Raw genomic sequence first — 18,330 nt, forward strand, 5'->3', positions numbered from 1 at the left:
ACTGCTCAGTCTTACTGACTTAAAACATATTTCTATGTAAGTCACTCAACCGATAAATTTCATTTTGTGAAATCCATCATAAGTGCCCACACAGATGATTGATTGCGAATTGTTAAAGAACGTTGCACCAGAACTCTGCTCGATGGTGCGAGGCTTTCGCCTCAGTCAGACGTTGTTTGCTTTCGCTCGCTGCCGTCTGTGTGGTGCGCATTATAGAGATCGTCGCAAAGTGATCAAGATCTTTTTTACAGAAAAATGATCGACCGCGCACTTTTTAACCAAACTAAGCAAAAATGCGCTGTAATGGTTTATTTATTAGGCGATTACGCGGTAATTAGTTAATGATCTTGTTCAAATAGGAAAGATCTGGCTGTCTGCTTTTCGCTCTGGTGAGCTCATATTGATAGAGAATATTGCCAAGCTCATTTAAGAACGGCAAACCTATCTGTTCTGTTTCATACTTATCGTCATTCAGAATGTCATTCTGGTTGGTATAAATTACCGCAGATAAGAAAAATTCAACGCGATTTTCCAAATCGACTATGTATGCACTATCGATAAGATGGCCATAGGCCCAACCTGTTTTATTAAAGATACGGATATGTGCAGGCAAGGACTGCGCATTGCCGCCAAACATAAAAAACTTCGAATAATTGTCCGGATACGCTTCTTTACTGTAATGCGGAAAGTCGCTTTCACCCGGCAACATAGACATATAACGTAGAACGAATGCCCGCTGCTCTTCCGTTATCTGAAACTGCTCGGTGCCGATGAAAAGCTGAGGAAACACTATACGTTTTACTATACCGTCCAGATCCTGCAGGCTTAAACAGTTCTTATTACTAAAGTCCATTGGACTCTGAATGAGAACCCCCTCAGACATATAACCAATACCAAGTTTTGGATTATCAATGTTCACGTATTGGGACTGTGAGGTGCGGGCAGGTAACGCAAGCGCAACACTTCCGTCTGACCGCAAGAATCGAATAGGGTTATACTGACGATTCTGCTCTGCACTTAAAGGTATACTCAGACGATGATTTATCAGCGTATGCTTCAATCCGAGCTGACGCAATCTGTCATTCAGCCTGTCCTGACCGAGTAATTCATACAACCTGTTGCTGGCGTCATTGTCACTCACCAGCAGTATTTTCTTTATATAATGAGCAATACTTGGTAAACCGGATGCAGAGCTGCTATCAGTGTGTGCTTCTGATTGGCCCTCAAATGCGGCGTCAGTCAGCATTGGTGAGAACATGGTAATCGCCGTTTGCTGTGGCTCATTCACCCACTCCAGAGCAAGCAAGGATATTGGTAACTTTACAGTGCTCGCCGGATAGAAATAACGCTCAGGGTCCAGGCCCAGGGTGTAGTAACTCAAAGACGGATTATTCTGCTGGTCCCTGTCTACTTGCGTATAGATAATCTGAAGCTTGAAACGGTCTGGTTCTCCAACCACAGCCGCCAGATTCGGGTAATTCGTAGCAGCCTTTTCGACGTCGATAAGTTCGCCCAGCGCACCACATTTAGATGGCTGGGTAAGACTTGCACAGTGGTTTTCTTCAGCGTTGATGTTAACCGCCAGCAACAAGACTACATATGAGAAAATTCGCATCGAGATAACTGCCTTAAACAAAACGAAATTAAATCATAAAGGCACTGCGAAGGAAAAACAAACAGGCATAAAAAAACCGGGCATCAGCCCGGTTTTTTATTTGGTTATAGCTTATTCAGCTGCAGTTTCTTCAACTGGCAGTGCATCCACTTCTGGACGATCGACTAATTCGATATAAGCCATAGGTGCGTTATCGCCGGCACGGAAGCCACACTTCAGAATACGAGTGTAACCACCTGGACGCGCATTGTAACGCGGGCCCAGCACGTTGAATAACAGACCAACTACTTCTTTATCACGAGTACGGGCGAAAGCCAGACGGCGGTTTGCAACGCTGTCGTTCTTAGCCAGTGTGATCAATGGTTCAATCACACGACGTAACTCTTTAGCTTTAGGCAAAGTCGTTTTGATGATTTCGTGCTTCACCAACGAGCTTGCCATGTTGCGGAACATTGCCGTACGGTGGCTGCTGTTCCTGTTTAATTGACGACCACTCTTGCGATGGCGCATGATCTATTCCTTCTCACTAAACCAGAAACTGGTATCTGATTAGTCTTTATTTACCAGACTCGCTGGCGGCCAGTTCTCCAGGCGCATGCCCAGTGATAAACCGCGTGATGCCAGCACGTCTTTGATTTCGGTAAGCGACTTTTTACCCAGGTTAGGGGTTTTAAGTAACTCAACCTCGGTACGCTGAACCAGATCACCAATGTACTGAATCTGCTCTGCCTTCAAGCAGTTAGCAGAACGAACTGTTAATTCCAAATCATCGACCGGACGTAACAGAATCGGATCAAACTCCGGCTTCTCTTCGCGTTTTTCCGGTTCGCTCTTATCGCGCAGTTCTACGAAGAACTCTAGCTGTTCTGCCAGAATTGTCGCTGCGCGGCGAATGGCTTCCTCTGGCTCGACTGTGCCGTTGGTCTCCATATCGATGATCAGTTTGTCCAGGTCAGTGCGCTGTTCAACACGAGCCGCTTCAACCGAATAAGCAATACGCTCAACCGGGCTGAAAGACGCGTCCAGTAACAGACGACCAATAGGACGCTCGTCATCATCTGAGGACAAACGCGCTGATGCAGGCACATAACCACGACCACGTTGCACTTTCAGGCGCATACTGAATTCAGTTTCGCCGGTCAGGTTGCAGATCACATGGTCAGGGTTGACGATAACTACACCGTCGCCATGCTGGATATCTCCAGCAGTTACAGGGCCGGCACCTTTTTTCGTCAAAGTCAGCGTGACTTCATCTTTGTCTTCCAGGCGAACGGCTAGGCCTTTCAGGTTCAGAAGGATATCAATAATATCTTCCTGCACACCCTCTTTGGCGCTGTACTCATGGAGAACGCCATCAATTTCAACTTCAGTCACAGCACAACCAGGCATAGACGAAAGCAGAATACGACGTAACGCGTTGCCCAAGGTATGCCCGAAACCGCGCTCAAGTGGTTCCAAAGTAACTTTGGCACGAGTTGGGTTGATTTTTTCGATACCAACTAATCTCGGCTTAAGGAATTCGGTGACAGAACCCTGCATTGTATCCTCTCTTAACAATTAGCCTTACTTAGAGTAAAGCTCGACGATTAACTGTTCGTTGATGTCCGCAGACAGGTCTGAACGCTCTGGCAGACGTTTGAAAACGCCTTCAAGCTTCGTATTGTCTACTTCGATCCAAGTTGGCTTCTCACGTTGTGCAGCAACTTCAAGCGCAGCGCCGATACGGGCTTGCTTTTTAGCCTTCTCACGAACAGAGATCACTTGTTCAGGTAATACAGTATGTGACGGAACGTTAACCACGCGACCATTTAACATGATTGCCTTGTGGCTCACCAGCTGACGTGCTTCTGCACGAGTGCTGGCCAGGCCCATACGGTATACTACGTTGTCTAAACGTGACTCTAACAACTGCAGCAGGTTTTCACCGGTATTACCTTTCAAACGAGCAGCTTCCTTGTAATAGTTACGGAACTGCTTCTCTAATACGCCATAAATACGACGTACTTTTTGTTTCTCGCGTAACTGTAAACCGTAGTCTGATAAGCGACCACGACGTGCGCCGTGCTGACCAGGTGCTGTGGTTAAGTTACACTTTGAATCGATTGCTCTTACGCCGCTTTTCAGGAACAGGTCTGTACCTTCGCGACGACTCAGTTTGAGCTTAGGACCCAAATATCTTGCCATCTTCTTTCTCCAATAATCCGTGAAGCGCTGTAATTACACGCGACGTTTTTTAGGTGGACGGCATCCGTTGTGTGGGATTGGCGTCACGTCGGTGATATTTGTGATCTTGTAACCAGCGGCGTTCAGAGCACGAATCGCTGATTCGCGGCCTGGGCCTGGGCCATTCACAAACACTTCAAGGTTTTTAACACCATATTCCAGCGCGGCAGTACCTGCGCGCTCTGCAGCTACCTGAGCAGCGAACGGAGTAGATTTACGTGAACCACGGAAACCTGAACCGCCGGCAGTCGCCCAGCACAATGCATTACCCTGACGATCAGTAATCGTCACGATGGTGTTGTTGAAAGAAGCATGGATATGAGCCATACCGTCAGAAACTTGCTTTTTTACCCGTTTACGAGTACGAACTGGTGCTTTAGCCATGTCGAATCACCTTATTTCTTAATCGCTTTACGTGGGCCCTTGCGGGTACGCGCATTAGTTTTAGTGCGCTGACCACGAACTGGCAGACTACGACGGTGGCGCAGGCCACGGTAGCAACCTAAGTCCATTAAACGCTTAATGTTTAATGTGATTTCACGGCGCAAGTCACCTTCAACGGTGTACTTAGCAACTTCGTCACGAAGTGTATCTAACTGTGCATCAGATAATGACGCAATTTTAGTACTTTCTTCGATACCCACTGCAGCTAAAATCGATTTAGCGCGGGTTTTACCGATACCATAAACATAGGTCAAAGAGATGACCGCATGCTTATTATCGGGGATGTTAATGCCAGCGATACGGGCCACTAACGTTCTCCTTTAATAGAGTTTAAAGATGCCAATTTGAAAAGCCCGTAAGGATACTCAAATGGCGCATACATTGCAAACGATAAAGGGGCTAAACCCAAAAGTTCAGCCCGCAGTATCAGTTTTATTCTGCTATTAGCCTTGGCGCTGTTTATGCTTCGGCTCACTGCAAATTACGCGAACTACGTTATTACGCTTGATCACTTTGCAGTTACGGCAGATCTTCTTAACGGAAGCTCGTACTTTCATAACTTAACTCCGCAAACTATCTTAACGGCTGTAGCCTTTAAGATTTGCCTTTTTAAGCACAGAATCATACTGATGCGACATCAGATGGGTCTGTACCTGTGCCATAAAGTCCATGATAACGACAACGATGATCAGCAGTGATGTACCGCCGAAGTAGAACTGAACGTCCCACGCTACCATCATGAACTCAGGAACCAAACAGATAAAGGTAATGTACAGCGCGCCCGCTAAGGTTAACCGCGTCATCACTTTATCAATGTATTTTGATGTCTGCTCACCAGGTCTAATACCAGGGATAAAGGCACCAGATTTCTTCAGGTTATCTGCTGTATCGCGCGGATTGAATACCAACGCGGTATAGAAGAAGCAGAAGAAAATAATGGCCGCGGAGTATAACATCATATACAACGGTTGTCCCGGAGATAATGTTAAGGCTAATTCCTGTAGGAAATTAGCTACTACGCCTTCACCTGAGCCAAACCAACTGGCTATCGTTCCAGGGAACAGAATAATGCTAGATGCAAAGATCGGTGGAATTACACCGGCCATATTCACCTTTAACGGTAAATGGCTGCTTTGCGCGGCAAACACCTGACGGCCTTGCTGACGCTTAGCGTAATTAACCACGATACGACGCTGGCCGCGTTCAAAGAACACCACAAACCAGGTAATCGCAACTACGATAACACCAATCGCAACTAACAGTAAAAAGTGCAAATCGCCTTGACGTGCCTGCTCTATCGTCTGACCAATGGCAGACGGGAAGCCGGCAACAATACCGGTAAAGATCAGCAACGAAATACCATTACCGATGCCGCGCTCTGTAATTTGCTCACCTAACCACATTAAGAACATGGTACCGGTAACCAAGCTGATTACCGCAGTGAAGTAAAATGCAAAGCCCGGGTTAATCACTAACCCCTGCATCATATTGGGCAGGCCGGTAGCAATACCAATGGCCTGTAACGTTGCTAAACCTAAAGTACCGTAGCGCGTCATCTGGTTAATTTTGCGCTTTCCAGCTTCACCTTCTTTTTTCAGTTCTGCCATGGCAGGGTGAACTACCGTTAACAGCTGAACAATAATAGAGGCAGAGATGTAGGGCATAATACCCAACGCAAACACCGAAGCACGCTCAAGTGCGCCACCGCTGAACATGTTAAACATTTCAACGATGGTGCCCTTTTGTTGCTCGAATAACTGAGCCAGCACGGCGGCGTCAATTCCAGGAATTGGCACAAAGGAGCCTAACCGAAAAACGATTATGGCCAAAAGTACAAATAACAGACGGGCTTTCAGCTCGCTGAAACCGCCTTTTGCACCTCTTGAGTCCGAACCTGGTTTAGCCATCGCGTACTATCCTTATTATTCTTCGACTTTACCGCCAGCGGCTTCGATTGCTGCACGTGCACCTTTAGTTACGCCTAAACCTTTTACGGTTACCGGACGAGAGATCTCGCCAGACAGCACAACTTTAGCGAACTTAACAGTACGAGCGATGATGTTAGCTTCCATCAGGCTAGCCAGATCAACTACATCACCGTTTACCGCAGCCAGTTCGTGCAGGCGTACTTCTGCAGAAACCAAAGATTTCTGAGAAGTGAAACCGAACTTAGGCAGACGCTGTTTCAGAGGCATTTGACCGCCTTCGAAACCTGGACGAACTGAACCGCCAGAGCGTGATTTTAAACCTTTGTGACCGCGGCCACCGGTTTTACCTAAGCCAGAGCCGATACCACGACCAAGGCGACGCTTTTCTTTCTTGGCACCAGGTGCCGGAGCAATAGTATTTAATAACATCAATTACTCCTCCACTTTAACCATGTAATACACAGCGTTGATCATACCGCGAACTGAAGGTGTATCTTCAACTTCAACAGTGTGACCGATGCGGCGTAAACCTAACCCTGTCAACGAAGCCTTGTGCTTCGGCAAACGACCGATGCTTGACTTCGTTTGGGTTACTTTAATTGTCTTCTTCGCCATGGCAGATTACCCCAGAATGTCGTCAACGCGTAAACCGCGTTTAGCAGCTACCTGTGCAGGCGACTTAACAGACGCCAGAGCATTGATAGTTGCGCGAACTACGTTGATTGGGTTAGTTGAGCCGTAACACTTAGACAGAATGTTCTGTACACCAGCAACTTCCAGTACGGCGCGCATTGCACCACCGGCGATCAAACCAGTACCTTCAGCAGCAGGCTGCATATAAACATTTGAACCTGAATGCACACCACGAGTTGGGTGGTGCAGCGTGTTACCATTTAACTCAACCTGAGTCATGTTGCGACGTGCTTTTTCCATTGCCTTTTGAATAGCAGCTGGAACTTCACGTGCTTTACCATAACCAAAACCAACGCGACCATTACCGTCACCAACTACGGTCAAAGCGGTGAAGGAGAAAATCCGACCACCTTTAACAACTTTTGACACGCGGTTTACTGCAACAAGCTTCTCTTGTAAATCAGATTGTTGTTTAGCTTCTTCGTTAGCCATGAGCTACTCCTAGAACTGAAGACCGGCTTCACGCGCCGCGTCAGCCAGAGCTTGTACGCGACCATGATACTGGAAGCCACTGCGGTCAAAAGCACAAGCAGTAACGCCTTTGGCTACTGCGCGTTCGGCAATCGCTTTACCTACAGCCTTAGCAGCGTCTACGTTACCAGTGTACTTCAGTGAGTCTTTGATTGAAGCTTCTACAGTAGAAGCTGCAGCAATCACTTCAGCATTTGGTGCGATAAGCTGGGCGTAGATGTGACGTGGTGTACGGTGTACAACCAGGCGATTCGCACCTTGTTCGATAATGTTTCTGCGAGTGCGTTTGGCACGGCGCAGACGAGCAAGTTTCTTATCCATCGTCCTACCCTACTTTTTCTTCGCTTCTTTACGACGCACGTTTTCATTTGCATAGCGCACACCTTTGCCTTTGTAAGGCTCTGGTTTACGGTATGCCCGGATGTTAGCGGCAACCTGACCAACTAATTGCTTGTCAGCACCTTTTACCACGACTTCAGTCTGGCTTGGTGTTTCAATAGTGATACCGTTAGGTACCTGGAACACCACTGGGTGAGAAAAGCCCAGGCTCAGGTTCAACACTTTACCTTCTGCTTTCGCACGGTAACCAACACCAACCAGTTCCAGCTTCTGTGTGAAGCCTTCAGTTACACCGGTAACCAGGTTATTGATTAACGCACGGGCAGTACCCGCTTGCGCGTTAGCGCCGTCGAAGCCGTCACGTGGGTTGGTACGTAAAACGTTACCATCAACCACAACTTCAACTGCCGGGTTAACATCTAGTGCTAACTCGCCGTTTTTGCCCTTGAATGACACTACCTGACCTTTTTGCGTAACAGTAACGCCGGCTGGAATAGTGACTGGGGCCTTAGCAACACGAGACATAGATTACTACCTCCGTTACGCTACGTAGCCGATGATTTCGCCACCGATACCAACCTTGCGCGCTGCGCGGTCAGTCATTAGTCCTTTAGATGTTGACACGATGGCCACACCTAAACCGCCCATTACCTTAGGTAATTCGCCGTGCTTCTTATAGATGCGCAGACCTGGACGACTAACACGATCGATAGTTTCAATTACAGATTTGCCCTGGAAGTACTTTAAAGTAACTTCCAGCTCTGGCTTAGTGTCACCAGAAACCGCGAAATCAGCGATGTAACCTTCGTCTTTTAATACTTTCGCAATAGATACCTTCAGTTTTGAAGATGGCATCTTAACCGCAACTTTATTGGCTGACTGGCCGTTGCGAATGCGAGTAAACATATCCGCTACTGGATCTTGCAAACTCATAGCTCGTTACTCCCGTGATTCTTACCAGCTAGCCTTACGAAGGCCAGGAATTTCACCGCGCATCGCCGCTTCACGGACCTTGATCCGGCTCATGCCGAACTTACGCAGGTAACCGTGTGGACGACCTGTTACACGACAACGATTACGTTGACGCGAAGGGCTTGAATCACGCGGCAACGTCTGCAACTTCAGAACCGCTGCCCAACGGTCTTCGTCAGAAGTCGCTGGATTAGCAATGGTATCTTTCAGTTCATGACGCTTTGCAGCGAATTTGGCTACCAGTTGTGCACGCTTTGCTTCACGTGCTTTCATTGATTGTTTTGCCATGACCCTACACCTTATTTCTTGAATGGGAAGTTAAACGCGGCAAGTAAAGCACGTCCTTCGTCATCGGTACGCGCGGTAGTCGTAATAGTGATATCTAAACCACGTACTGCGTCTACTTTGTCATAGTCGATTTCTGGGAAAATGATTTGCTCACGTACACCCATGCTGTAGTTACCACGGCCGTCGAACGACTTCGGGTTTACACCACGGAAGTCACGGATACGCGGGATAGCAATAGAGACTAAACGCTCTAAGAATTCCCACATACGCTCGCCGCGCAAGGTCACTTTAGCGCCAATAGGGTAGCCTTCACGGATTTTGAAACCAGCTACTGATTTACGAGCCTTAGTTACCAGAGGTTTCTGGCCGGCAATAGCAGTTAAATCTGCTACAGCGTTTTCAAGGATCTTTTTATCAGCTACCGCTTCACCCACACCCATGTTGAGTGTGATTTTAACAATCCGAGGGACTTGCATGACGCTGGTGTAGCCGAACTGCTTAAACAGCTCTGGGACTACGGTGTCTTTATAAATTTCATGCAGTTTCGCCATCGTATTACTCCAATAGCAATTAAATTACTTCGTTATTCGACTTGAAGAAACGGACTTTTTTGCCGTCTTCAAGGCGGAAACCTACGCGATCTGCTTTACCCGTTTTAGAGTTGAAAATCGCTACGTTTGAAACATGAATTGAGGCTTCTTTCTCAACGATACCGCCTGGCTGGTTCAGAGCCGGTACAGGCTTCTGATGCTTTTTAACCAGGTTAACGCCAGAAACATAAACACGACCTTCAGAAACTAAAACTTTAGTAACTTTGCCGCGCTTACCCTTGTCCTTACCAGTAAGAACAATAACCTCGTCATCACGACGGATTTTACTAGCCATGGTGACTCCTTACAGTACTTCTGGTGCCAGAGACACGATCTTCATAAACTTATCGCCACGAAGTTCACGTGTAACAGGCCCGAAAATACGAGTGCCGATCGGTTCCAGCTTGCTGTTTAACAACACTGCTGCATTGCGATCAAAACGGATCAAAGAACCGTCCTGACGGCGTACGCCTTTTGCTGTACGCACCACCACTGCATTTAGTACATCACCTTTTTTAACCTTACCGCGAGGAATTGCTTCCTTAACAGTAACTTTGATGACGTCACCAATTGCAGCATAACGGCGATGCGAACCACCTAAGACCTTAATACACATTACGCTGCGCGCGCCGCTGTTGTCTGCGACTTCCAGCATAGATTGCATCTGGATCATCTTAGTGCTCCGCTATTCTACTAAATAACCCTCACGGGTTACGCTGCTTAAATATAAAACTACCCCCTGACAAGAGGGCGCGTGATTATAACAGCACTCTTGGCAAAAAGGTAGCTCAAAATAAAAGCGGCTCCAGAAGGAGCCGCTTTTTCACATCTTAACGAATTAAGATGCTGATTCGACTACAGCAACCAGAGTCCAAGACTTAGTCTTAGACAGCGGACGGCATTCACGGATAGTGACTACGTCGCCTTCTTTACACTGATTGGTTTCGTCATGTACGTGCAGCTTGGTAGTACGCTTAATGAACTTCCCATAGATTGGGTGTTTCACTGAACGCTCGATCGCAACAGTAATAGACTTGTCCATTTTGTTGCTGATCACTTTACCTTGCAGTGTACGAGTATTAGTTTCACTCATTACGCACCTGCCTTCTCGGTTAAGATGGTCTTAACGCGCGCGATATCACGACGCACCTGCTTAAATAAATGCGTTTGAGCTAACTGACCAGTAGCTAATTGCATGCGCAGGTTGAACTGCTCACGTAATAAGCCCAGTAATTCAGCGTTTAACTCTTCAACACTTTTCGCTTTTAATTCGCTGGCTTTCATCACATTACCGTCCGCGTTACAAAGGTTGTCTTAAATGGAAGTTTAGCAGCTGCCAAGCTGAAAGCATGACGTGCTAATTCTTCAGACACACCGTCCATTTCGTACAGTACTTTGCCAGGTTTAATCTGACATACCCAGTACTCAACAGAACCTTTACCACTACCCATACGTACTTCCAGCGGCTTAGCAGTGATTGGCTTGTCTGGGAACACACGGATCCAGATTTTACCAACACGCTTAACAGCGCGCGTCATAGCACGACGTGCAGATTCGATTTGACGTGAAGTCATTTGACCACGTTCTACAGATTTCAGTGCGTAAGTACCGAAAGATACCTTATCGCCAACCAGGGCTAAACCACGGTTACGACCTTTGTGCACTTTACGAAATTTTGTACGTTTTGGTTGCAACATCGCTCAATACCCCTACTTAGCCTTACGTGCCGGTTTTTTCGGCGCTTTAGGCTGGTTGTTATTGTTGGCGTTGTTGGTGTTGTTGTTCAATGGCAGAGCACCTAAGATCTCGCCTTTGAAAATCCACACTTTAACACCAATGATACCGTAAGTAGTCAGTGCTTCTGAGGTATTGTAATCGATGTCAGCACGCAGAGTATGCAGAGGCACACGGCCTTCGCGGTACCACTCTGAACGAGCGATTTCTGCGCCGCCTAAACGGCCGCTAACTTCAACTTTGATACCTTTAGCACCGATACGCATGGCGTTCTGTACCGCACGCTTCATCGCGCGACGGAACATAACACGACGCTCTAACTGGCTGCTGATTGAATCAGCAACTAATTTCGCATCCAGCTCAGGCTTACGGATTTCAGAGATGTTAATCTGCGCAGGTACGCCAGCGATGGCTGCTACTTGCTTGCGGATTTTTTCAACATCTTCACCTTTTTTACCGATGATTACGCCTGGACGCGCAGTGTGAATAGTCACACGGATGCTTTTCGCAGGGCGTTCAATATCGATCCGGCTTACTGACGCGGCTTTCAGTTCTTTTGTCAGGTACTGACGAACTTTAAAGTCACCGTTTAAGAAATCCGGGAAGTCTTTCGTATTCGCGAACCAGGTAGAGCTCCATGGCTTAGTGATACCTAGGCGAATACCATTAGGATGTACTTTCTGTCCCATTCTCTTCTCTCCTAGTTATCAGCTACAACCACAGTGATGTGGCTGGTACGCTTGACGATACGGTCAGCACGACCTTTAGCGCGTGGCTTGATACGCTTCATAGACGGACCTTCATCAACGAAGATTGTCTTAACTTTCAGCGTGTCAATATCGGCGCCTTCATTGTGCTCCGCGTTTGCAATGGCTGATAAAAGAACCTTTCTTACTAACTCAGCAGCCTTTTTCGGGCTGTAAGTTAATACGTTCAACGCCTTCTCAACTGACAAACCACGAACCTGGTCAGCAACCAGACGAGTTTTTTGTGCAGAAGAACGGGCAAATTTGTGTTTAGCTAATGCTTGCATCATTTACCCCTTAGCGCTTCTTGGCCTTTTTGTCGGCTGCATGACCACGGTAGGTACGAGTAGGTGCAAATTCACCTAACTTGTGACCAATCATCTCTTCAGAGACGAACACAGGTACATGTTGACGACCATTATGGACAGCGATGGTCAAACCGATCATATCAGGTATGATCATTGAACGACGGCTCCAAGTCTTAATAGGCTTCTTGTCACCGCTTTCCAACGCTTTCTCTACCTTCTTCAGCAAGTGAAGGTCAATAAATGGACCTTTCTTGAGAGAACGTGGCATGGCAATTCCTCACAAATTATTTATCACGACGACGTACGATAAGTTTATCAGTACGCTTGTTTGAACGAGTTTTGTAACCCTTCGTTGGTACGCCCCATGGTGTAACTGGGTGACGACCACCAGAAGTTTTACCTTCACCACCACCGTGTGGGTGATCTACCGGGTTCATTACCACACCACGTACGGTTGGGCGAACGCCGCGCCAGCGCATAGCACCAGCTTTACCGTATTGACGTAGCATATGTTCCGCGTTGCCGATCTCACCGATAGTCGCGCGACAATCTGCTAATACTTTGCGTACTTCACCGCTGCGTAAACGCAGAGTTACGTACTCACCGTCACGAGCCAGGATCTGTACAAATGCGCCAGCAGAACGAGCTAACTGACCACCTTTACCTGGTTTCATTTCGATGTTGTGTACTACCTGACCAACTGGGATGTTGCGCAGTGGCAGAGTGTTACCGGCTTTGATTGGTGATTCCATACCTGAAACCACTGTATCACCCGCCTTCAGGCCTTTTGGAGCCAGAATGTAACGACGCTCGCCGTCCGCGTATAACACCAGTGCGATGTTAGCAGTACGGTTTGGATCGTACTCTAAACGCTCAACTTTGGCTGGAATGCCATCTTTGTTGCGTTTGAAGTCAACTAAACGGTAATGCTGCTTGTGACCACCACCGATATGACGGGTAGTGATACGACCGTTGTTGTTACGACCACCAGTTTTTGAATTTTTCTCTAACAAAGGAGCATAAGGCTTGCCTTTGTACAGGTCTGGGTTAACCACTTTTAATACGTGGCGACGACCTGGTGATGTAGGTTTACACTTAACAAGTGCCATTTCCTAACTCCTCTTCTTACTCAGCGCCGCCAACGAAATCGATTTCGCTGCCTTCTTTAAGAGTCACGTAGGCCTTTTTCCAGTCACTACGCTTGCCAACACGCATACCAGTGCGCTTGGTTTTACCCTTAACGTTAACAGTACGCACACCGACTACTTCTGTTTCGAACAGTTTTTCAACTGCTGCTTTAACATCAGCTTTAGTCGCAGTAGTGGCTACCTTGAAAACGACTGTATTGTGTTTCTCAGCAGACACAGTGCTCTTTTCAGAAACGTGTGGTGCCAGAATAACTTTCAGTAAACGTTCTTCGCGGATCATGCTAACAGCTCCTCCAGTTGCTTAACTGCAGCAGCAGTCATTAACACTTTGTCGAATGCGATTAAGCTGACCGGGTCGATACCGTGTACGTCACGCACGTCTACCTTGTACAGGTTACGTGCAGATAAGAACAGGTTCTCATCCACTTCGTTAGTCACGATTAACACGTCTTTTAAGTCCATCGCTTTTAACTTTGCAGTTAAATCTTTGGTCTTAGGCGTATCAACGGCGAAATTTTCCACCACGATTAAACGCTCTTGACGCACTAATTCAGACAGGATGCTTTGGATCGCACCACGATACATTTTACGGTTTACTTTCTGGCTGTGATCTTGTGGCTTAGCCGCAAATGTCACACCGCCTCCGCGCCAGATTGGGCTACGGATAGTACCAGCACGCGCGCGGCCAGTACCTTTTTGACGCCATGGCTTCTTGCCGCCACCGCGTACTTCAGAACGTGTCAGCTGAGCGCGGGTACCCTGACGGGCGCCGGCAGCATAAGCTACAACGACCTGATGAACCAAAGCTTCATTAAACTCACGTCCAAAGGTAGCTTCGGAAACTTCAAGAACGCCTTGAGCGTCTCGTAATGCTAATTCCATCACTTATCTCCTCAGACGTTAGCTTTTAACAGCTGGTTTAACGATCACGTCACCACCGATAGCGCCAGGTACTGCACCCTTAACTAACAGCAGGTTACGTTCTGCGTCTACACGAACCACTTCCAGTGACTGCACGGTTACGCGCTCAGCACCTAAGTGACCAGCCATTTTTTTACCCTTGAATACTTTACCTGGTGATTGGTTCTGACCAATTGAACCAGGTGCACGGTGTGATAAAGAGTTACCGTGAGTAGCATCCTGAGTACGGAAATTCCAGCGCTTAACTGCACCAGCAAAACCTTTACCTTTTGATGTACCAACTACATCAACTTTCTTCGTTTCAGCGAAGATTTCTACCGTAATTTCGCTGCCAACAGCAATGTCAGCACCTTCGTTATCTGCCAGGCGGAATTCCCACAGACCACGACCCGCTTCAACGCCAACTTTTGCAAAGTGACCGGCATCTGGCTTGTTCAGGCGGTTTGCCTTAACAGTGCCAGCAGTTACCTGCAGTGCGCTGTAACCGTTTGTTTCTGCAGTTTTAACTGCAGTTACACGGTTTGGTGTCGCTTCGATTACGGTTACTGGAATTGATACGCCATCTTCAGTGAAGACGCGGGTCATTCCCACTTTACGACCGATTAGACCGATAGCCATTTCCTAAACCTCTCTATAAACCTGTCTGATTAGCCCAGGCTGATTTGAACGTCAACACCAGCAGGCAGATCTAAACGCATCAGCGCATCAACAGTTTTTTCTGTTGGCTCAACGATGTCGATTAAACGCTTGTGGGTACGGATTTCGTACTGATCACGCGCATCTTTGTTTACGTGAGGAGAAATCAATACAGTGAAACGTTCCTGGCGAGTAGGAAGTGGGATAGGACCACGAACCTGTGCGCCCGTACGCTTAGCTGTGTCAACGATTTCCATAGTTGACTGATCGATCAAACGGTGATCGAACGCTTTCAGACGGATGCGAATCCTTTGATTACTCATGTATCAAAGCCTCTAAAGAGCAAAAAGAGCAAAAATACACACAAGCACTCCAACCACTATAGTGGGGATGCCCATGCACCTAAGTTACGTTTGCTCCCCAATCGGGAGCACTGTAAGCGTTAATTAATTCAAACGACTAATTAACGAGCCAGTCAGAATAATATCGACTGGCCGCGCATTATACTGAAACCAAGCGATAACGCAAGCATTGGTTATAAAATGCGCTATAAAATGTCATTCAACTCAAACCCGATACCAAGACGTGTGACAGAACGATTGTAATCAATCAGGCTCTCACCATAACCATTAAACAATTCAACGTAGAGCCTTATGTGCTGATTAAACGGCCTTGAATACGACAAGCGCACAGCACCTTTATTATCGCTACGTAAGTTATTACGTAACATCAGACGCCAGGTCGCGTTTTCCTGCTTATAAGCCGCCGACAGTTCGAACCAGCCCATGTACTCAGTGATGTCAGGGTTATCATCGCCTTCCGGGTCTTCGGGAGTATCTTTTCTCTGCTCTTTAAAACGATACCAGGGCTCAAAGTTGATAAACACATTGCCGATAGAGGTAACCCAACTGAATTTCAACCGGTTCCAGCTTCGGGATAATTGTCCGGCCCTACCGTTTGATTGATGAGACAGACTGACACCGATAATACGGCTGGCGGCCTCTTCATAATTTCTATAGTGCGGGATCAACAAAATGAGCTCAGGTTCATAGTTGGTTTCCCGAAACGGCGAGGATATGTCGCTGTTGTAGGCTTGCCAATAAGCTTGCTGGGTAAATGCAAAAAAAAGATAACCGTTATCGTCGTATATTTTACTCCACAGTGGCGTCTTCAGACTGAGTTGAAATTTCGCTTCAACGTTATCCGACGGTGCTGTGACATCGTCCCGCTGAATGGTCGGCGCAATACCGTCAACATAAGTTACTGGCATCAGATAATTGCTATGATGCGGCAGCAATGTAAAGGGTGCATAGGAGTCCCACTGTTCGGCTTTAAGGCGTTTATCTAAAGCATCAGCGGCATGCATCTCAAACGTGAATAACAACAACATGCCGAACAGTAGTCTCATCTGAGGTTCCTTTTAAAAATGCTCTGGGGCCATCGTATCCAGTATCGCTGTATCCTGGCTTAACAAGGCGAATAAGCCTTTCGCTTTTGGCAGTATCCGCTGAAAAAAGTATGCAGCGGTATGTTGTTTGCTCTGTCTGAATATATCGGAGCAATCCGCTGTTTTAACTGCTAAAAGATTCTTATACCACATATAGCCGTACAGCACGTATGACACTGCTGCAAGATAATCACAGGCCTGAGCGCCCTGCGCTCTGAAGTCAGTAGCCAGTAATGCCCGCGATACCGTGGCTAATTCATCAATGTACAGCGGCAACACTTCTGCTTCTGCCAGCTCAGCACCGGATAGCTCTTGCTTTATATCCGTGAGTAGTGAGAACAATACACTGCCCTGATCGGATGCAACTTTGCGTAGCATAAAGTCAGCGGCCTGAATGCCATTTGTGCCTTCGTAGATTTGCGCAATACGTACATCCCGCACCAGCTGTTCCATACCCCACTCTTTAATATAACCATGGCCGCCAAACACCTGCTGCGCGGTAACGCAGGCATCAAAGCCTTGATCTGTCATAAAGGCCTTAGTAATTGGCGTGAGTAAATTGGCACGCTGTGCCGATATCTGGCAATTATCGTATTTAGCTCTATCCAGTAATGATGCAACCCAGGTAGCAAAGGTACGGCCGGCTTCATTCATCGCTTTGATGTTTAACAACATACGACGCACATCGGCATGCCCGATAATAGGCTCTGCTTTGTTGGCATCTTTCTCGTTGGTTCTGCCTTGCAGACGCTCTTTAGCGTAACTGAGTGCATTCTGATACGCCCTTTCTGCTGCGCCAAGCCCCTGGCTACCCATCGATAAGCGCTCATAATTCATCATGGTAAACATGCAGGCTAAGCCGCGGTGTGGCTCACCAATCAGATAACCCGTTGCTTCATCGAAATTCAGCACGCAGGTCGCAGAGCCGTTAATCCCCATCTTGTGCTCAATCGAACCTACTGTAACTGCGTTGCGCTCAGCCGGCTCACCGCTGGCATCGAGTAAATATTTCGGCACTAAAAACAGCGATATACCACGGCTACCCGCGGGTGCATCCGGTAGTTTGGCTAGTACCAGATGGACAATATTGCTGGTGAGGCCATGTTCGCCAGCAGTGATAAAGATTTTACTGCCACTGATACGGTAGCTGCCATCGCTAGCGGGTTTTGCGCTGGTGCGCATAATGCCCAGATCAGAACCGGCATGGGCTTCGGTCAGGCACATGGTGCCCGACCACTCTCCGCTGTACATTTTCGGTAAGTACAGCGCTTTGGTCTCATCATCTGCGTGTTGTAATAGCGCTACACAGGCACCGGCGGTTAAACCCGGGTATAACGAAAAGGCAATATCGGCACTGCAGAGCATTTCATCAACCATCATCGACAACGCTTTAGGCATGCCCATGCCACCATATTCCGTATCACCACTAAGGCCGGTCCATCCCCCTTCACTCAGGCTCTGATAAGCTGTGTGATAATGTTCGGGCAACACGACTTTGCCACCTATCAGCTGAGCACCTGTGGTATCGGCTTTACTGACAAATGGCGCGATTTGTTGCTCACAGATTTTGGCCGCTTCTTCCAGAATAGCTTTAGCAGTGTCCGGCTCGATTAGATCTGCCAGCTGAGGCTGCTGCTGCCAATACTTATCGAGCTGCCAAACATCAAATAGGTTAAAACAAATATCATTAAGCGGTGCTTGGTACTGGCTCATGTTTATTGCCTCTAAAACTGGACGGATGAGTTAGAGCATGGCACAGCTTGAATATTCAAACAAGTGTTTGAATAGATCTGGGTATGAATTGCAGGCAACAAAAAAGGCCCTTAC

At 47.4% G+C, this 18,330-nt stretch carries 31 protein-coding genes; all 31 read right to left on the bottom strand.

The window, feature by feature from the left end:
* Positions 1-334 precede the first annotated feature (334 nt).
* Positions 335-1,636 carry a serine hydrolase gene (locus LHL18_RS19310; RefSeq protein ID WP_226768304.1) on the bottom strand — a complete coding sequence of 434 codons (1,302 nt, stop codon included), beginning with the start codon at positions 1,634-1,636 and terminating at the stop codon, positions 335-337.
* A 90-nt stretch (positions 1,637-1,726) separates the two neighbouring features.
* Entirely contained in the window at positions 1,727-2,125 is a 399-nt protein-coding gene (rplQ, locus tag LHL18_RS19315) for a 50S ribosomal protein L17 (RefSeq protein ID WP_027672166.1), read from the bottom strand.
* Positions 2,126-2,164: 39 nt separating this feature from the next.
* Entirely contained in the window at positions 2,165-3,154 is a 990-nt protein-coding gene (locus LHL18_RS19320) for a DNA-directed RNA polymerase subunit alpha (RefSeq protein WP_008224458.1), read from the bottom strand.
* Positions 3,155-3,178: 24 nt separating this feature from the next.
* Positions 3,179-3,799 carry a 30S ribosomal protein S4 gene (gene rpsD / locus LHL18_RS19325; protein WP_134059704.1) on the bottom strand — a complete coding sequence of 207 codons (621 nt, stop codon included), beginning with the start codon at positions 3,797-3,799 and terminating at the stop codon, positions 3,179-3,181.
* A 33-nt stretch (positions 3,800-3,832) separates the two neighbouring features.
* Positions 3,833-4,222 (bottom strand): 30S ribosomal protein S11, encoded by a 390-nt coding sequence (gene rpsK / locus LHL18_RS19330; RefSeq protein WP_027672163.1) that lies wholly within the window; start codon positions 4,220-4,222, stop codon positions 3,833-3,835.
* Positions 4,223-4,233: 11 nt separating this feature from the next.
* Positions 4,234-4,590: a 30S ribosomal protein S13 gene (gene rpsM, locus LHL18_RS19335; RefSeq protein ID WP_027672162.1), complete on the bottom strand. Its 357-nt coding sequence runs from the start codon at positions 4,588-4,590 to the stop codon at positions 4,234-4,236.
* Between the two features lie 135 nt (positions 4,591-4,725).
* Positions 4,726-4,839 (bottom strand): 50S ribosomal protein L36, encoded by a 114-nt coding sequence (gene rpmJ, locus LHL18_RS19340; protein ID WP_008950799.1) that lies wholly within the window; start codon positions 4,837-4,839, stop codon positions 4,726-4,728.
* Between the two features lie 21 nt (positions 4,840-4,860).
* Positions 4,861-6,189, bottom strand: a complete 1,329-nt coding sequence (gene secY / locus LHL18_RS19345) for a preprotein translocase subunit SecY (RefSeq protein WP_134059707.1) — start codon at positions 6,187-6,189, stop codon at positions 4,861-4,863.
* Between the two features lie 15 nt (positions 6,190-6,204).
* On the bottom strand, positions 6,205-6,639 hold the full coding sequence (gene rplO, locus LHL18_RS19350) for a 50S ribosomal protein L15 (RefSeq protein WP_134059710.1): 435 nt from the start codon (positions 6,637-6,639) through the stop codon (positions 6,205-6,207).
* A 3-nt stretch (positions 6,640-6,642) separates the two neighbouring features.
* Positions 6,643-6,825, bottom strand: coding sequence for a 50S ribosomal protein L30 (gene rpmD, locus LHL18_RS19355; protein WP_027672159.1), 183 nt, complete (start codon positions 6,823-6,825; stop codon positions 6,643-6,645).
* Between the two features lie 6 nt (positions 6,826-6,831).
* Positions 6,832-7,335 carry a 30S ribosomal protein S5 gene (rpsE, locus tag LHL18_RS19360; protein WP_008224467.1) on the bottom strand — a complete coding sequence of 168 codons (504 nt, stop codon included), beginning with the start codon at positions 7,333-7,335 and terminating at the stop codon, positions 6,832-6,834.
* Between the two features lie 9 nt (positions 7,336-7,344).
* Positions 7,345-7,695 carry a 50S ribosomal protein L18 gene (rplR, locus tag LHL18_RS19365; RefSeq protein ID WP_068238302.1) on the bottom strand — a complete coding sequence of 117 codons (351 nt, stop codon included), beginning with the start codon at positions 7,693-7,695 and terminating at the stop codon, positions 7,345-7,347.
* A 9-nt stretch (positions 7,696-7,704) separates the two neighbouring features.
* Positions 7,705-8,238 (bottom strand): 50S ribosomal protein L6, encoded by a 534-nt coding sequence (gene rplF, locus LHL18_RS19370; protein ID WP_134059713.1) that lies wholly within the window; start codon positions 8,236-8,238, stop codon positions 7,705-7,707.
* Between the two features lie 15 nt (positions 8,239-8,253).
* The gene (gene rpsH / locus LHL18_RS19375; protein WP_134059716.1) at positions 8,254-8,646 is read right to left on the bottom strand and encodes a 30S ribosomal protein S8; all 393 of its coding nucleotides are present in this window, start codon (positions 8,644-8,646) and stop codon (positions 8,254-8,256) included.
* Between the two features lie 21 nt (positions 8,647-8,667).
* Positions 8,668-8,973, bottom strand: coding sequence for a 30S ribosomal protein S14 (gene rpsN, locus LHL18_RS19380; protein WP_134059719.1), 306 nt, complete (start codon positions 8,971-8,973; stop codon positions 8,668-8,670).
* 11 nt (positions 8,974-8,984) lie between these two features.
* Entirely contained in the window at positions 8,985-9,524 is a 540-nt protein-coding gene (gene rplE, locus LHL18_RS19385) for a 50S ribosomal protein L5 (protein ID WP_027672153.1), read from the bottom strand.
* A 19-nt stretch (positions 9,525-9,543) separates the two neighbouring features.
* Positions 9,544-9,858 carry a 50S ribosomal protein L24 gene (gene rplX, locus LHL18_RS19390; protein WP_134059722.1) on the bottom strand — a complete coding sequence of 105 codons (315 nt, stop codon included), beginning with the start codon at positions 9,856-9,858 and terminating at the stop codon, positions 9,544-9,546.
* Positions 9,859-9,867: 9 nt separating this feature from the next.
* Entirely contained in the window at positions 9,868-10,236 is a 369-nt protein-coding gene (gene rplN, locus LHL18_RS19395; RefSeq protein WP_134059725.1) for a 50S ribosomal protein L14, read from the bottom strand.
* Between the two features lie 165 nt (positions 10,237-10,401).
* Positions 10,402-10,656: a 30S ribosomal protein S17 gene (gene rpsQ / locus LHL18_RS19400; RefSeq protein WP_068238321.1), complete on the bottom strand. Its 255-nt coding sequence runs from the start codon at positions 10,654-10,656 to the stop codon at positions 10,402-10,404.
* On the bottom strand, positions 10,656-10,847 hold the full coding sequence (rpmC, locus tag LHL18_RS19405) for a 50S ribosomal protein L29 (RefSeq protein WP_008224486.1): 192 nt from the start codon (positions 10,845-10,847) through the stop codon (positions 10,656-10,658). The genes rpsQ and rpmC overlap by 1 nt, the downstream gene beginning before the upstream one ends.
* Entirely contained in the window at positions 10,847-11,260 is a 414-nt protein-coding gene (rplP, locus tag LHL18_RS19410) for a 50S ribosomal protein L16 (RefSeq protein WP_134059727.1), read from the bottom strand. Before rplP ends, rpmC begins: the two co-directional genes overlap by 1 nt.
* Positions 11,261-11,272: 12 nt before the next feature.
* Positions 11,273-11,986 carry a 30S ribosomal protein S3 gene (gene rpsC, locus LHL18_RS19415; protein ID WP_008224489.1) on the bottom strand — a complete coding sequence of 238 codons (714 nt, stop codon included), beginning with the start codon at positions 11,984-11,986 and terminating at the stop codon, positions 11,273-11,275.
* Between the two features lie 11 nt (positions 11,987-11,997).
* Complete coding sequence (rplV, locus tag LHL18_RS19420) at positions 11,998-12,330, bottom strand: 50S ribosomal protein L22 (RefSeq protein ID WP_134059746.1); 333 nt, start codon at positions 12,328-12,330, stop codon at positions 11,998-12,000.
* A gap of 10 nt (positions 12,331-12,340) precedes the next feature.
* On the bottom strand, positions 12,341-12,619 hold the full coding sequence (rpsS, locus tag LHL18_RS19425; protein ID WP_008950795.1) for a 30S ribosomal protein S19: 279 nt from the start codon (positions 12,617-12,619) through the stop codon (positions 12,341-12,343).
* Between the two features lie 16 nt (positions 12,620-12,635).
* The gene (gene rplB / locus LHL18_RS19430) at positions 12,636-13,460 is read right to left on the bottom strand and encodes a 50S ribosomal protein L2 (protein ID WP_134059730.1); all 825 of its coding nucleotides are present in this window, start codon (positions 13,458-13,460) and stop codon (positions 12,636-12,638) included.
* Between the two features lie 16 nt (positions 13,461-13,476).
* Complete coding sequence (gene rplW / locus LHL18_RS19435) at positions 13,477-13,779, bottom strand: 50S ribosomal protein L23 (protein WP_134059733.1); 303 nt, start codon at positions 13,777-13,779, stop codon at positions 13,477-13,479.
* Complete coding sequence (gene rplD, locus LHL18_RS19440) at positions 13,776-14,381, bottom strand: 50S ribosomal protein L4 (protein WP_008224494.1); 606 nt, start codon at positions 14,379-14,381, stop codon at positions 13,776-13,778. Before rplD ends, rplW begins: the two co-directional genes overlap by 4 nt.
* Before the next feature lie 18 nt (positions 14,382-14,399).
* Complete coding sequence (rplC, locus tag LHL18_RS19445; RefSeq protein WP_226768305.1) at positions 14,400-15,038, bottom strand: 50S ribosomal protein L3; 639 nt, start codon at positions 15,036-15,038, stop codon at positions 14,400-14,402.
* A gap of 29 nt (positions 15,039-15,067) precedes the next feature.
* Entirely contained in the window at positions 15,068-15,379 is a 312-nt protein-coding gene (rpsJ, locus tag LHL18_RS19450) for a 30S ribosomal protein S10 (RefSeq protein ID WP_008899121.1), read from the bottom strand.
* A 224-nt stretch (positions 15,380-15,603) separates the two neighbouring features.
* Positions 15,604-16,464 carry a phospholipase A gene (locus tag LHL18_RS19455; RefSeq protein WP_226768306.1) on the bottom strand — a complete coding sequence of 287 codons (861 nt, stop codon included), beginning with the start codon at positions 16,462-16,464 and terminating at the stop codon, positions 15,604-15,606.
* 12 nt (positions 16,465-16,476) lie between these two features.
* Positions 16,477-18,216 carry an acyl-CoA dehydrogenase family protein gene (locus LHL18_RS19460; protein WP_226768307.1) on the bottom strand — a complete coding sequence of 580 codons (1,740 nt, stop codon included), beginning with the start codon at positions 18,214-18,216 and terminating at the stop codon, positions 16,477-16,479.
* Positions 18,217-18,330: the final 114 nt, after the last annotated feature.

The organism is Rheinheimera aquimaris, assembly GCF_020531985.1.
Taxonomy (GTDB): Bacteria; Pseudomonadota; Gammaproteobacteria; order Enterobacterales; family Alteromonadaceae; genus Alishewanella; species Alishewanella aquimaris.

Excerpts from the sequence above, each read along its gene's own strand:
- rplQ (WP_027672166.1), bottom strand. The coding sequence starts at position 2,125 with ATGCGCCATCGCAAGAGTGGTCGTCAATTAAACAGGAACAGCAGCCAC.
- LHL18_RS19320 (WP_008224458.1), bottom strand. The coding sequence starts at position 3,154 with ATGCAGGGTTCTGTCACCGAATTCCTTAAGCCGAGATTAGTTGGTATC.
- rpsD (WP_134059704.1), bottom strand. The coding sequence starts at position 3,799 with ATGGCAAGATATTTGGGTCCTAAGCTCAAACTGAGTCGTCGCGAAGGT.
- rpsK (WP_027672163.1), bottom strand. The coding sequence starts at position 4,222 with ATGGCTAAAGCACCAGTTCGTACTCGTAAACGGGTAAAAAAGCAAGTT.
- rpmJ (WP_008950799.1), bottom strand. The coding sequence starts at position 4,839 with ATGAAAGTACGAGCTTCCGTTAAGAAGATCTGCCGTAACTGCAAAGTG.
- secY (WP_134059707.1), bottom strand. The coding sequence starts at position 6,189 with ATGGCTAAACCAGGTTCGGACTCAAGAGGTGCAAAAGGCGGTTTCAGC.
- rplO (WP_134059710.1), bottom strand. The coding sequence starts at position 6,639 with ATGTTATTAAATACTATTGCTCCGGCACCTGGTGCCAAGAAAGAAAAG.
- rpmD (WP_027672159.1), bottom strand. The coding sequence starts at position 6,825 with ATGGCGAAGAAGACAATTAAAGTAACCCAAACGAAGTCAAGCATCGGT.
- rpsE (WP_008224467.1), bottom strand. The coding sequence starts at position 7,335 with ATGGCTAACGAAGAAGCTAAACAACAATCTGATTTACAAGAGAAGCTT.
- rplR (WP_068238302.1), bottom strand. The coding sequence starts at position 7,695 with ATGGATAAGAAACTTGCTCGTCTGCGCCGTGCCAAACGCACTCGCAGA.
- rplF (WP_134059713.1), bottom strand. The coding sequence starts at position 8,238 with ATGTCTCGTGTTGCTAAGGCCCCAGTCACTATTCCAGCCGGCGTTACT.
- rpsH (WP_134059716.1), bottom strand. The coding sequence starts at position 8,646 with ATGAGTTTGCAAGATCCAGTAGCGGATATGTTTACTCGCATTCGCAAC.
- rpsN (WP_134059719.1), bottom strand. The coding sequence starts at position 8,973 with ATGGCAAAACAATCAATGAAAGCACGTGAAGCAAAGCGTGCACAACTG.
- rplE (WP_027672153.1), bottom strand. The coding sequence starts at position 9,524 with ATGGCGAAACTGCATGAAATTTATAAAGACACCGTAGTCCCAGAGCTG.
- rplX (WP_134059722.1), bottom strand. The coding sequence starts at position 9,858 with ATGGCTAGTAAAATCCGTCGTGATGACGAGGTTATTGTTCTTACTGGT.
- rplN (WP_134059725.1), bottom strand. The coding sequence starts at position 10,236 with ATGATCCAGATGCAATCTATGCTGGAAGTCGCAGACAACAGCGGCGCG.
- rpsQ (WP_068238321.1), bottom strand. The coding sequence starts at position 10,656 with ATGAGTGAAACTAATACTCGTACACTGCAAGGTAAAGTGATCAGCAAC.
- rpmC (WP_008224486.1), bottom strand. The coding sequence starts at position 10,847 with ATGAAAGCCAGCGAATTAAAAGCGAAAAGTGTTGAAGAGTTAAACGCT.
- rplP (WP_134059727.1), bottom strand. The coding sequence starts at position 11,260 with ATGTTGCAACCAAAACGTACAAAATTTCGTAAAGTGCACAAAGGTCGT.
- rpsC (WP_008224489.1), bottom strand. The coding sequence starts at position 11,986 with ATGGGACAGAAAGTACATCCTAATGGTATTCGCCTAGGTATCACTAAG.
- rplV (WP_134059746.1), bottom strand. The coding sequence starts at position 12,330 with ATGCAAGCATTAGCTAAACACAAATTTGCCCGTTCTTCTGCACAAAAA.
- rpsS (WP_008950795.1), bottom strand. The coding sequence starts at position 12,619 with ATGCCACGTTCTCTCAAGAAAGGTCCATTTATTGACCTTCACTTGCTG.
- rplB (WP_134059730.1), bottom strand. The coding sequence starts at position 13,460 with ATGGCACTTGTTAAGTGTAAACCTACATCACCAGGTCGTCGCCACGTA.
- rplW (WP_134059733.1), bottom strand. The coding sequence starts at position 13,779 with ATGATCCGCGAAGAACGTTTACTGAAAGTTATTCTGGCACCACACGTT.
- rplD (WP_008224494.1), bottom strand. The coding sequence starts at position 14,381 with ATGGAATTAGCATTACGAGACGCTCAAGGCGTTCTTGAAGTTTCCGAA.
- rplC (WP_226768305.1), bottom strand. The coding sequence starts at position 15,038 with ATGGCTATCGGTCTAATCGGTCGTAAAGTGGGAATGACCCGCGTCTTC.
- rpsJ (WP_008899121.1), bottom strand. The coding sequence starts at position 15,379 with ATGAGTAATCAAAGGATTCGCATCCGTCTGAAAGCGTTCGATCACCGT.
- LHL18_RS19455 (WP_226768306.1), bottom strand. The coding sequence starts at position 16,464 with ATGAGACTACTGTTCGGCATGTTGTTGTTATTCACGTTTGAGATGCAT.
- LHL18_RS19460 (WP_226768307.1), bottom strand. The coding sequence starts at position 18,216 with ATGAGCCAGTACCAAGCACCGCTTAATGATATTTGTTTTAACCTATTT.